This is a genomic window from Streptomyces sp. NPDC059850 (assembly GCF_042731515.1).
In the GTDB taxonomy this organism is placed as follows: domain Bacteria; phylum Actinomycetota; class Actinomycetes; order Streptomycetales; family Streptomycetaceae; genus Streptomyces.
On sequence record NZ_JBHWJI010000022.1, the window covers coordinates 100,425 to 111,818 of the forward strand.

Here is an 11,394-nt window from a genome sequence, read left to right on the forward strand (position 1 = left end):
CGCGGCCGGACACGAGAGGACACACACGACATGACCACGGTTGTTCCGGCACAGCAGAGCAGGGGCGGGGGCGGCAGCAGCGGCCTCTACGACGTCCTGGAACTGATCCTCGACCGCGGCCTGGTGATCGACGCGTTCATCCGCGTCTCCCTGGTCGGCATCGAAATCCTCAAGATCGACATCCGGGTCGTGGTGGCGAGCGTCGACACCTACCTCCGGTTCGCCGAGGCGTGCAACCGCCTCGACCTGGAGTCCGGGCCGAACAAGTCCCCCGGCATCCCCGAGATCCTCGACGGCGCCACCGAGGGCGCCGCCCGCAGCAAGACCAAGGGCGCGCTGTCCGGCGCCGGGGAGACCGTCTCCAAGGCCGCCCACTCGGTCGCCGAGGCGCTCCGGGGCGACGAGGAGCCTGAGCCAGAGGAAGCGCCCGCACGCAGCCGTTCCCGGCGTCCGGCGGCCCGCAAGTCCACCCAGTCCACCTCCAGGAAGTCCGAGGAGAGCTGATGAGCACCTATGTGTACGGGATCGCCCGCGGCGCCCTCCCGGACCTCGGCGACACCCTGCTCGGCATCGGCGATCCGCCGCTGCCGGTCCGTGCCCTGAACGAGGGCGAGCTGACCGCGGTCGTCAGCGACTGCCCGCCGGAGCTGAAGCCCCGGCGCCGCGATCTGCTGGCCCACCAGCACGTGCTGACCGAGGTGAGCGACAAGCGCTCGGTGCTGCCGATGCGGTTCGGCTCGGTCTCCGCCAGCGACGCGGACGTGCGTACGGTGCTGAACCGGCACGCCGACCGCTACGAGGACCAGCTGCGGCGGCTGGCCGACCGGGTGGAGTACAACGTCAAGGCGGTGCACGACGAGGACGCGGTGCTCCACCAAGTGCTCTCCGAGGAGCCCGAGTTGCGGCTGATGGCCGAGGCCAACCGGGCCGCGGGCGGCGGCACCTACGAGGAGCGCATGCGCTTCGGCGAGCTGGTGGCGAACGCGGTGCGGGCCCGTGAGGTGCGCGACGCGCGGCTCGTGGAGGAGGCACTGGCCCCCACCGCCGAGGCGATGCGCCCCGGCCCGGAGGGCGGCGGCTGGTTCGTGAGCCTGTCGGCCCTGCTGGCCAAGGACGGGACCGAGCCGCTGCTGGAGGCGATCGCCGACCTGGAGAACGCCCACCCCTGGATGAAGCTGCGGGTGAACGGCCCGCTGCCGCCCTACAGCTTCGTCGAGGCCTGATGCTGCTGATCGGCTGGGTGCTCAGACAGGTGCTGGCCGCGGCGGAACGCGAGTACTACGACCCGGCCGCGATCCAGCGCGAACTGATGGCCCTGGCCACCCGGCTGGAGGACGGGGAGATCGACGAGGCCGAGTTCGAGCGGCAGGAAGACGTGCTGCTCGACCGGATGGAGGAGGCGCAGCAATGGGCGAACGGGACCCGGTGACCACCGCGTACGGCTCGCCGTCGGGGTTCGGCTCGTCGGCGCCGTACGGTGCGCCCGGCGCGTCCGGGCTCGCCACCCGTGGTGAATCGGCCAACCTCGCCGACATCCTGGAGCGGGTGCTCGACAAGGGCGTGGTCATCGCGGGCGACATCCGCATCAATCTGCTCGACATCGAACTCCTCACGATCAAGCTGCGGCTCATCGTGGCTTCCGTCGACAAGGCCAAGGAGATGGGCATCGACTGGTGGGAGCACGACCCGTCGCTGTCGTCGCGCGCCCGCCGCGACCCGGCACCGGCGCCCGCACCGGCGGTGGAGAACGGCACGAACGGCACGAGCCCCACGAACGAGGAGGCGGCCGGATGACCCACGCGACGACCCACGCGACGGAAGCGGCTGAGGCGACCGGCACGCTGGAGTACGCGTACGCCGTCGTCCGCGAGGCCGACACCCCGCGCACCGCCCTGGAGCGGGTGCGCGGGGTCGCGGGCGAACCCGTGCGCGCCGTCCGCCATCTGGGGCTCGCCGTGCTGGCGGGCCCCGTACCGGCCGCCGACTTCGACGAGGGGCCGCTGCGCGCCCGGCTGGAGGACCTGACCTGGCTGGAGGGCGTCGCCCGCGCCCATCAGCAGGTGGTCGACACGGCAGGGGCGGACGCCTGCGTCATCCCGGTCCGGATGGCCACCGTCTGCCGTGGCGAGGAGGGGCTGCGGCGGCTGCTCGCCAGTGGCCAGGACCGGTTCATAGCGGCGCTGGACCGGCTGGAGGGCCGGGTGGAGTGGGGCGTCAAGGTGTACGCGGCGCCCGCACCCGCCCAGGAGCCGTCCGCCGAGCCCTCCGCCGCCGTCTCGGGCCGCGACTATCTGCGCCGCCGCGGCGCCCAGCGGCGCGCCTCCGAGCAGCGCTGGGGGCACTCCGAGGAGGGCGCGCGCCGGGTCCACGAGACGCTCACCGCGCTCACCGAGGGGGCCAGGCTGCATCCGCCGCAGGACGTACGGCTCTCCGGCGAGGCGGACCGCAATGTGCTCAACGCCGCGTATCTCCTGCCGCGCGAGGAGAGCGAGGCGTTCGCGGAGCGGGTGGGCCAGCTGGCCGGGCGCGAGAGCGGGCTGCGGCTGGAGCTGACCGGCCCGTGGGCGCCGTACTCCTTCGTCGCCGCCGAGGGCAACGAACGGTCCGGGCCATGACCACGCCCATGACCACGAGCCCGCTCGCGCACCGGCAGATCGCCCTGGTGGACCTGCTGGACCGGCTGCTCGCGGGCGGCGTGGTCATCACCGGCGATGTGACCCTGCGCATCGCCGACGTGGACCTCGTACGCATCGATCTGCGCGCGCTCATCAGCTCGGTGAACGAGAACGTGCCGTCCCCCTGGGACGAACCGCTGAAACCGCTGGAACCGGAGGAACCGTGAGCCGGAAGCTGGAGCTGGACCAGGACACCGTCGAGCGCGATCTGATGAAGCTGGTGCTGACCGTCGTCGAGCTGCTGCGGCAGCTGATGGAGCGGCAGGCGCTGCGCCGGGTGGACCAGGGCGACCTGACGGAGGACCAGGAGGAGCGGATCGGGCAGACCCTGATGCTGCTGGAGGACCGTATGGGCACGCTGTGCGACCGCTACGGCATCAAGGAGTCCGACCTGAACCTCGACCTCGGGCCGCTCGGCCCGCTGCTGCCCCCGAGAGAGTGACAGCACCCTGAGGGCATGACACCCGGGACATAGCCTCGCGGATCACCCCAAACAGGGCGATCATGGGCCGGAGCCGACCCCGTGCCAGCCCCAGGGAGCCCCGATGGTGACAGACACCGCGCGTCCCGCGGCCGGACCGGCCGGACGGGCGCGGCGGTCGCTCCGGGACCGGGGCCGGGTGCTGGCCGACTGGCTGACCACCACCGACCACAAGAAGATCGGCCATCTCTATCTGATCTCCTCGTTCGGCTTCTTCCTGGCGGGCGGCGTGCTGGCGCTGGTGATGCGCGCCGAACTGGCCCGGCCCGGGATCCAGATCCTCTCCCAGGAGGCCTACAACCAGGCGTTCACCCTGCACGGCACGATCATGCTGCTGCTGTTCGCGACGCCCGCCTTCGCCGGGTTCGCCAACGAGATCATGCCGCTGCAGATCGGCGCGCCCGACGTCGCCTTCCCCCGCCTCAACATGCTGTCGTACTGGCTGTACGTGTTCGGCGGGCTGATCGTGGTGGCCGGGCTGATGACGCCCGGCGGCGGCGCGGACTTCGGCTGGACCGCGTATGCCCCGCTCAACAGCATGGTGCGCTCCCCCGGCATCGGCGCCGACATGTGGATCATGGGGCTCGCGCTCTCCGGCTTCGGCACCATCCTCGGCGCGGTGAACTTCCTGACGACCATCATCACGATGCGCGCCCCGGGGATGACGATGTTCCGGATGCCGATCTTCACCTGGAACACCCTCTTCACCTCGATCCTCATCCTGATGGCGTTCCCGGTGCTGGCGGCGGCGCTGCTGGTGCTGGAGGCGGACCGGCGGTTCGGGGCGATGGTCTTCGACTCGGCGTACGGCGGGGCGCTGCTGTGGCAGCACCTGTTCTGGTTCTTCGGCCATCCCGAGGTCTACATCATCGCGCTGCCGTTCTTCGGCATCATCACCGAGATCATCCCGGTATTCTCGCGCAAGCCGGTCTTCGGCTATCTGACGCTGATCGGCGCGACGATGGCCATCACCGCCCTGTCGATGGTGGTCTGGGCGCACCATATGTTCGCCACGGGGGCGGTGCTGCTGCCCTTCTTCTCGCTGCTGTCCTTTCTGATCGCGGTGCCCACCGGGGTGAAGTTCTTCAACTGGATCGGCACCATGACGGGCGGTTCGCTGTCCTTCGAGGCGCCCATGCTGTGGGCGGTCGGCTTCATGGTGAGCTTCCTGTTCGGCGGGCTGACCGGCGTCATCCTGGCCTCGCCGCCGCTGGACTTCCACGTCACGGACAGCTATTTCGTCGTCGGCCACTTCCACTACGTGGTCTTCGGGACCGTGGTGTTCGCGATGTTCGCGGGCTTCTACTTCTGGTGGCCCAAGTTCACCGGGAAGATGCTGGAGGAGCGGCTGGCCAGGATCCACTTCTGGACCCTGTTCACCGGCTTCCACCTCACCTTCCTGGTGCAGCACTGGCTGGGCGCGGAGGGGATGCCGCGCCGCTACGCCGACTATCTGGCGGCGGACGGCTTCACGGCACTCAATACGGTCTCCACGATCGGCTCCTTCCTGCTGGGGATCTCGACGCTGCCGTTCCTCTACAACGTCTGGAAGACGGCCCGGTACGGCACAAAGGTCGAGGCGGACGACCCCTGGGGGTTCGGCCGCTCGCTGGAGTGGGCGACCTCCTGCCCGCCGCCCCGCCACAACTTCCTGACGCTGCCCCGGGTGCGCAGCGAGTCGCCCGCCTTCGACCTGCACCACCCCGAGGTGGCCCAGATCGAGCAGGAGCGCGACCAGCAGCTGAAGGCGCGCGGCGCGGTCAGCCCGAAGCCCGATCGCCCAGAGCCCGGTCCAGGCGGTCCCTGATCGCGCGGATGTGCTCGGTGAGCCCGGCAGGTTCGCGAACCTCGAAGTCGAAGCCGGTCAGCACGATGTGGAGCACCAGCACTTCGAGGGCGTGGGCGCCGGTGTGCAGCAGACAGCTGTGCTCGTCGACCGCCTCCAGCACCCCCGCCGCGGGCGAGATGCGCTCCGCCGCCCGCGCGACGGGCACCCGCAGCAGGACCGTGGCCCGCTCACGGTAGACGGCGCCGGACACGCCCCGGGCGACATACGCCGCCAGATCCTCCGCGGGCGGGCGGCGCGGCGGGAAGCGGGGGCCGTGCGGCGGGGTGGGGGTGATGCGGTCGGCCCGGTACGTACGCCAGTCCTCCCGGTCCACGTCCCACGCGACCAGGTACCACTTGCGCTGCGCGGCGACGAGGCGGTGCGGTTCGGCGGTGCGCCGGGTGACCGTACCGCCGTGGTCGCGATAGGTGAAGCGCAGCCGCTGGGCGTCCCGGCAGGCGCTCGCCAGCTCGATCAGGACCGCCGGATCCACCGCGGGGCCCGGGGTCGCGCCGAACATCGGCACGGTGAACGAACTCAGCGCGCTCACCCGGCGGCGCAGCCGGTCCGGCAGCACCTGTTCCAGTTTGGCGAGGGCGCGCACCGAGGTCTCCTCGATGCCCTCGACGCCGCCCGCGGCCTGGCGCAGCCCGACCGCGACCGCGACCGCCTCCTCATCGTCCAGCAGCAGCGGCGGCAACTGGGCGCCCGCGCCCAGCCGGTAGCCGCCCGCCGTACCGGGGGCGGAGTGCACGGGGTAGCCCAGCTCGCGCAGCCGGTCGACGTCGCGGCGCACGGTGCGCGGGGTGACGCCGAGCCGGTCGGCGAGGTCCGTGCCGGACCATTCGCGGTGGGCCTGGAGAAGGGAGAGCAGACGGAGCAGACGGGCCGAGGTCTCCAACATGGGGCCGAGTCTGCCAGCCCTTGAGGACGGCTACTGTCCTCAAGAGGCTCAAGGGTCCACAGCCCTCGTCATCGGCGCGCTCAGTCCGGCGCGCTCAGTCCGGGTCGGAGACCCGCACCGACAGATCGTTGTCGACGGTGTAGTACGGACGGACCGTGGCGGTGCCGTGCGGCGCGTCGACCGTCCGCACCGGGTACGTGAAGATCTCCTTCTTGTCCGCGACGTCGTCCAGTATCCGGCCGAGCCGCACCGGGGCCACCGCTTCGTCCGCCGGGCGCAGCCGCAGGTCCCACAGGTCCGCAGCCCCGCCCCAGTGCTCCGCGAGCCGCTCATAGGCGAGGGTGAAGGAGAACGCCGCGCCGTCCGCCGTCACCGGCGCCGTGTGCACGAGGGCCTTGTCGCGGCGGCAGCGGGCCTCGACGACCGCACCGGCCAGCCACTCGGCCGGGTTCTCCACCCGGTACAGCCGCCCGCCGACCGCCATCGCGCCGTCCTCCAGCCGGATCTCCCCCGCCTCGGCGTGCGGCGCCCGGCGCCAGGTGCGCAGGCTGAGGTTGCCGTGCTTGGTGGCGTACGGGATGCGGACGGACAGCGGCGAGGTGCTGGGGCCCGGCCTGCGGTCGACCAGGGAGCGCAGATCGTGCAGGCCCGGTGCGAGCCGCCGCGGCTCCTGGTCCCCGTACGCGACGAACACGTCCCAGCGGCCCTCGGGGAGGGCGACGGTGCCGGGCAGCGCGGCCTGCAGCCTGCCGTCTGCGGTCGGGCCGAGCGGCAGCCGTACCTCGCCGTCGGCGGCGGGCTCGGCGCCGCGCAGCGTCAGGACCAGCGCCCCGCTCCAGTCGTCGTAGCTCCCCGGCTCCGGGCGGGCCCAGTCGGAGATGTGGAAGGTGAGTCCACCGGCGGAGTCCGCGACGCAGTCGGCGCGCGTCGGGGCGACCTCGGTGGCTTCACTCATGCTGTCCCCTTCGACAGGTTCCCTGCGCTCAACAGGCTCGATGGGCTCGGCCGTTCTCGCTGTCACGCTCCCTCTTCCGCTCATGCCATTCGCACCCTTCGCATCGCCTCGGTCGTCGCCATCGCCCCGCCGACCAGCGAGCCGCGGGCCCGGTGCAGCGAGCCGCGCAGTCCGCCGCGCGTCGCCAGGTCGGCGAAGAGGCTCTCGTAGCGGCCGGCCACCCGGGACGGGTCGAAGCGGGCGGAGTCCCGCAGCGCCGCCTGGCCCATCTGCTGCCGCAGTTCGTCGTTGTTGATGAGGTCGAGCAGCGCGGTGGCGATCGCGTTGGTGTCGCCGGAGGGCACCAGGCGGCCGTCCACCCCGTTGTCGATGATCTCGGCCGGGCCGTGCGGGCAGTCGGTGGCGACCACCGGGAGGCCGCAGCGCATCGCCTCCACGATCGTCATGCCGAACGACTCCAGGCTGGAGGTGACGGCCGCTATGGAGCCCTTGGCCCACTCGGGGTCGAGGGGGTTGGCGGGGCCCATGAGGAAGACGTGGTTGTAGAGGCCGAGCTTGTCGATGAGGGCGCGCAGCTTGGCGCGCTGCTCGCCGCCGCCGTATATCCGCAGCCGCCAGTCCGGGCGGGCCGCGCTGACCTTGGCGAACGCCCGTATCAGCAGGTCGTACCGTTTCACCGGGGCGAGCCGACCGGCCGCGACGACCCATTTGCCGGTGCCGTCGGCCGGTTCCACGCCGGGCGCGGGAACGCTGTTGGGCACGCCCTCGATCCGTACGCCCGGCAGCCGCATCTGGTCGCGGTAGTCCTTGGCGTCGGCCTCGGTGACCGTGGTCACCGCGTCGAGCCGCGGATAGAAGCCGCGCAGCGTCCGCTTGAGCCCCTTGGAGTGGGTGCTCAGCGTCAGATGCTCCTGGCCGACCCGGACCGGGCCGCGGCGCGCCTCACGGGCGATGTGCACATTGAGGCCCGGGCGGGTGCCGACCACCACATCGGCCTGGATCCCCCGCAGATGCTCGCCGATGCGGCGGTCGGTGAGCGCGCTGTACTGCTTGTACCGGCCCTCGGTGACCGGGAAGACCTTCGCGGGCTGCGTGTAGGCGGGGTCGTCGCCTTCGTAACCCGGGCTGTTCTTACGGATGTCGACGAGATGGCTGAGCCGCACGTTCGGTCCGGGCTCGAAGATCGGCTGATCCCGGTGGCGGAACACCGAGACGATCTCCACGTCGTGCTGCTCGCTCAGCGTGCGGGCGAGGTTGTACGTGGTCCGGATCGTCCCGCCGATCCCGTACGCGTTGTGAATCAGGAATGATATGTGCATTCCGTCCCGTATCCCACCGTTTCCCTGCGGACGGGTATCTCGTCCGCCTACCACGAGGTAAGACCCCGAAAGTGGCTGTCGGGTTGGGTACCAACACCGTCTTGTTCCCCAACAGAAAGGAAATCGGTAGCCAATTCAGGGAACTTCCGGGGGAACTCGTGCATCACAGGGGTGGCGGGAGCAGGCCGCGTGACCCCCGCCGTGGATGGCCGTTGTCTACGTATGAGCCGGGGACCGCCCGGCCCACGGACCGAGACCGAGGAGCCACCCGTGCCGCGCATGCTCGACGTCAGCGATGACGTACGCGCCGAGATCGGCGATGAAGAAGCCGACCGGCTGCTCGCCGGGGACAACGCCCCGGGCGCCTACGACTGCACGTCCTGCCGCACGCCAGGCAACTCCGACCAGGAGCGCACCAGCACGGTGCTGTTCGTGGGTCAGGAGACCGCCGTGCTCGCGTTCGCGCACGCCACCTGCGTTCCCTCCCAGGTCGTCCCGGTCTCCGAGGAGCAGCTGGCGGGTGCGGTACGGTCCATCACCGCCGAGGAGTCCGCGCCGTACGCGCCGGAGCCGCCCGCCGCCTCTTACGCCTACTCCGCCCCGCACGCGGCTCCGCACCACCCGGCCCCGTACTCCGCCTCGTACACCGCCCCGCACTCCGCCCCGCCGCCGCCCCAGCAGGCGGTGCTCGGCGTCACCAGCGGGGTGGTGCTGGTGGGCGGGGAGCAGCGCCCGGCGCTGGTCGTCGAGCCGACCGGGCCGATCACCCGGCCCGGTGCGACCGGGCACGGCGACGACTTCCTCCAGCTCCTCATCGAACAGGGCTTCCTGCCGGTGGTCGACCTCGGCCGTCCTCCGGTGGCCATTCCCGGCTGGTCGGTGCTGCTCGCCATGGGACAGCTGCACGCGGTGCTGATGCCCGCGGCGAACGGCGGCTCCCCGGTGGCCTGGTGGCAGGCGCACAACCCGATGCCGCTCAGCGAGGGCTGGCGCAGCGCGGTGGGCCGCTCCCAGCAGGTCCTGGTGTACGCGGCGGCGGCGGGCACGATCGGCACCCAGCCGCGCGAGGACCAGCTGCGGGCCGCCCTGGACCGGGCCGCGGCGCGCGGCGCGCTGGTCGGCGCCTCGATGCCGCTCGCGGGCACCTGATCCGGTGACCCACCCCGTCCCGGGCTGCCGCTGCCTGACCCAAGCGGCCCATTCGCCGCCGATGCCGCATCCCCTGGGCGGCCTGGTCGTTGGCACATACGTGCACGGATACGACCTCCCCTACCGCTCCCCCTCTTACGCCCACATCCCGGCCATGCGCCCGGCGCTGGAGGCGTCGCCCGACCCGTGGCGGCACTCCGCGACGCCGATCTACGACGCGCTGTACGCGGAGTACCGGCGGCTGTTCCGGGCGCTGCCCGGTGACCGGTCGGACGAGGAGGATCTGGGGTTCGTCGCGTTCAGCGCCATCGGCCAGCCCCGCGGCCTGACCAGCGGCGGCCACGGCGGAGCCTGGGACACCGGCGGGCTCTACTACCGCACCTACCTCCCCGCCCTCCCACCCGGCCAGCGCGACGGGCGCTACTGAGCGCCACCGTTGAAGGGGCGCCACCGGTTCCGGTGGCGCCCCTTCAACGGTTACTTCTCACCGCTACTTCTTACGGCCGCGCTTCTCGCGGACCCGCACCGAGATCTGGATCGGGGTGCCCTCGAACCCGAACTCCTCGCGCAGCCGCCGCTCGATGAAGCGGCGGTAGCCCGCCTCCAGGAAGCCGGAGGCGAAGAGGACGAAGCGGGGCGGCCGGGTACCGGCCTGGGTGCCGAACAGGATGCGGGGCTGCTTGCCGCCGCGGATCGGGTGCGGGTGGGAGGAGACGATCTCGCCGAGGAACGAGTTCAGCCGCCCGGTCGGTACCCGGGTCTCCCAGCCCGCCAGCGCCGTCTCGATCGCCGGGACGAGCTTCTCCATGTGGCGGCCGGTGCGGGCCGAGACGTTGACCCGGGGGGCCCACTGGATCTGCCCCAGCTCGGTCTCGATCTCGCGCTCCAGGTAGTAGCGGCGCTCCTCGTCGAGGGTGTCCCACTTGTTGTACGCGATGACCATCGCGCGCCCGGCCTCCACGGCCATCGTGATGATCCGCTGGTCCTGGACGCTGATGGGCTCGCTGGTGTCGATGAGGATGACCGCGACCTCGGCCTTCTCCACGGCGGCCGCGGTGCGCAGCGAGGCGTAGTAGTCGGCGCCCTCCTGGAGGTGGACGCGGCGGCGGATACCGGCGGTGTCCACGAACTTCCAGGTGACCCCGCCGAGTTCGATCAGCTCGTCCACCGGGTCGCGGGTGGTGCCCGCGACCTCGTTGACGACCACGCGCTCCTCGCCCGCCACCTTGTTGAGCAGCGAGGACTTGCCGACGTTGGGGCGGCCGATGAGGGCGATGCGGCGCGGGCCGCCGACCGTGCCCCCGAAGGTCTGGGCCGGGGCGTCGGGCAGCGCCTCCAGCACCGCGTCGAGCATGTCGCCGGTGCCGCGGCCGTGCAGGGCCGAGACCGGCTGCGGCTCGCCGAGGCCGAGCGACCACAGCATCGCCGCGTCCGCCTCGCCGCTCGGGCCGTCGACCTTGTTGGCGCACAGCACGACCGGCTTCCCGGCCCGGCGCAGCAGCTTGACGACGGCCTCGTCGGTGTCGGTCGAGCCGACCGTGGCGTCCACCACGAAGACCACCGCGTCGGCGGCCTCGATGGCGAACTCGGCCTGCGCGGCCACGGACGCGTCGATGCCGAGCACGTCCTGTTCCCAGCCGCCGGTGTCGACCACCTTGAAGCGGCGGCCGGACCACTCGGCCTCGTACGTGACGCGGTCGCGGGTGACGCCCGGCTTGTCCTCGACGACCGCCTCACGGCGGCCGATGATGCGGTTCACCAGGGTCGACTTGCCGACATTCGGGCGGCCGACGACGGCGAGCACCGGCAGCGGGCCGTGGCCCGCCGCCGCGAGGTCGCCCTCGACCTGCTCCAGGTCGAAGCCCTCCTGCGCGGCGAGGTCCATGAACTCCGCGTACTCGGCGTCGCCCAGCTCTCCGTGTTCGTCGCCGCCGCTGTGGATCTGGTCGTTCATGAAGTGATGTCCTCGTCGTCCCTCAGTGCCGGGGGGCCCCCGGGGGGGGGCGGGGGTGTTTAGGTTTTTTGGGGCCCGGGTCCCCCCGGCCGGAAACCAGTGTGAACCCCCACCCAGGGTTTTGATAAA

General features: G+C 71.7%; 14 protein-coding genes. 10 read left to right on the top strand and 4 right to left on the bottom strand.

Annotated features, from left to right (window positions below; translation table 11 throughout):
• Nucleotides 1-30 precede the first annotated feature (30 nt).
• The 8 genes from ACFV9T_RS20270 to ctaD all read left to right on the top strand — a co-directional run bounded on the left by ACFV9T_RS20270 (nt 31) and on the right by ctaD (nt 4,963).
• Nucleotides 31-504 carry a gas vesicle structural protein GvpA gene (locus ACFV9T_RS20270; protein ID WP_385442169.1) on the top strand — a complete coding sequence of 158 codons (474 nt, stop codon included), beginning with the start codon at nt 31-33 and terminating at the stop codon, nt 502-504.
• Entirely contained in the window at nt 504-1,223 is a 720-nt protein-coding gene (locus ACFV9T_RS20275; RefSeq protein ID WP_385442171.1) for a GvpL/GvpF family gas vesicle protein, read from the top strand. Before ACFV9T_RS20270 ends, ACFV9T_RS20275 begins: the two co-directional genes overlap by 1 nt.
• 17 nt (nt 1,224-1,240) lie before the next feature.
• Nucleotides 1,241-1,429 carry a gas vesicle protein GvpG gene (locus tag ACFV9T_RS20280; RefSeq protein ID WP_385442173.1) on the top strand — a complete coding sequence of 63 codons (189 nt, stop codon included), beginning with the start codon at nt 1,241-1,243 and terminating at the stop codon, nt 1,427-1,429.
• Entirely contained in the window at nt 1,408-1,794 is a 387-nt protein-coding gene (locus ACFV9T_RS20285; protein ID WP_385442176.1) for a gas vesicle protein, read from the top strand. The genes ACFV9T_RS20280 and ACFV9T_RS20285 overlap by 22 nt, the downstream gene beginning before the upstream one ends.
• The gene (locus tag ACFV9T_RS20290; RefSeq protein ID WP_385442177.1) at nt 1,791-2,615 is read left to right on the top strand and encodes a GvpL/GvpF family gas vesicle protein; all 825 of its coding nucleotides are present in this window, start codon (nt 1,791-1,793) and stop codon (nt 2,613-2,615) included. Before ACFV9T_RS20285 ends, ACFV9T_RS20290 begins: the two co-directional genes overlap by 4 nt.
• Complete coding sequence (locus ACFV9T_RS20295) at nt 2,612-2,842, top strand: gas vesicle protein (protein ID WP_385442179.1); 231 nt, start codon at nt 2,612-2,614, stop codon at nt 2,840-2,842. The genes ACFV9T_RS20290 and ACFV9T_RS20295 overlap by 4 nt, the downstream gene beginning before the upstream one ends.
• Nucleotides 2,839-3,117: a gas vesicle protein K gene (locus tag ACFV9T_RS20300; RefSeq protein WP_055553182.1), complete on the top strand. Its 279-nt coding sequence runs from the start codon at nt 2,839-2,841 to the stop codon at nt 3,115-3,117. Before ACFV9T_RS20295 ends, ACFV9T_RS20300 begins: the two co-directional genes overlap by 4 nt.
• Nucleotides 3,118-3,220: 103 nt before the next feature.
• Complete coding sequence (gene ctaD, locus ACFV9T_RS20305; RefSeq protein ID WP_385442181.1) at nt 3,221-4,963, top strand: cytochrome c oxidase subunit I; 1,743 nt, start codon at nt 3,221-3,223, stop codon at nt 4,961-4,963.
• On the opposite strand, the gene ACFV9T_RS20310 is transcribed toward ctaD, so the two are convergent.
• From ACFV9T_RS20310 to ACFV9T_RS20320, 3 genes are all read right to left on the bottom strand, one after another.
• Nucleotides 4,917-5,888 (bottom strand): helix-turn-helix transcriptional regulator, encoded by a 972-nt coding sequence (locus tag ACFV9T_RS20310; protein ID WP_385442183.1) that lies wholly within the window; start codon nt 5,886-5,888, stop codon nt 4,917-4,919. The two genes, ctaD and ACFV9T_RS20310, sit on opposite strands and share 47 nt — an antisense overlap.
• Before the next feature lie 94 nt (nt 5,889-5,982).
• Nucleotides 5,983-6,843, bottom strand: coding sequence for a hypothetical protein (locus tag ACFV9T_RS20315; RefSeq protein ID WP_385442185.1), 861 nt, complete (start codon nt 6,841-6,843; stop codon nt 5,983-5,985).
• 80 nt (nt 6,844-6,923) lie between these two features.
• The gene (locus tag ACFV9T_RS20320) at nt 6,924-8,162 is read right to left on the bottom strand and encodes a glycosyltransferase family 4 protein (protein WP_385442188.1); all 1,239 of its coding nucleotides are present in this window, start codon (nt 8,160-8,162) and stop codon (nt 6,924-6,926) included.
• 222 nt (nt 8,163-8,384) lie between these two features.
• Between ACFV9T_RS20320 and ACFV9T_RS20325 the strand changes: the two genes are divergently transcribed.
• Both ACFV9T_RS20325 and ACFV9T_RS20330 read left to right on the top strand, forming a co-directional pair.
• On the top strand, nt 8,385-9,311 hold the full coding sequence (locus tag ACFV9T_RS20325; protein WP_385442190.1) for a hypothetical protein: 927 nt from the start codon (nt 8,385-8,387) through the stop codon (nt 9,309-9,311).
• A 61-nt stretch (nt 9,312-9,372) separates the two neighbouring features.
• A complete protein-coding gene (locus ACFV9T_RS20330) occupies nt 9,373-9,738 on the top strand; it encodes a hypothetical protein (protein WP_385442191.1) in 366 nt (121 codons plus the stop codon).
• 63 nt (nt 9,739-9,801) lie between these two features.
• Here ACFV9T_RS20330 and der read toward each other — a convergent pair whose 3' ends face one another.
• Nucleotides 9,802-11,265 carry a ribosome biogenesis GTPase Der gene (gene der / locus ACFV9T_RS20335; protein WP_385442193.1) on the bottom strand — a complete coding sequence of 488 codons (1,464 nt, stop codon included), beginning with the start codon at nt 11,263-11,265 and terminating at the stop codon, nt 9,802-9,804.
• Nucleotides 11,266-11,394 lie beyond the last annotated feature (129 nt).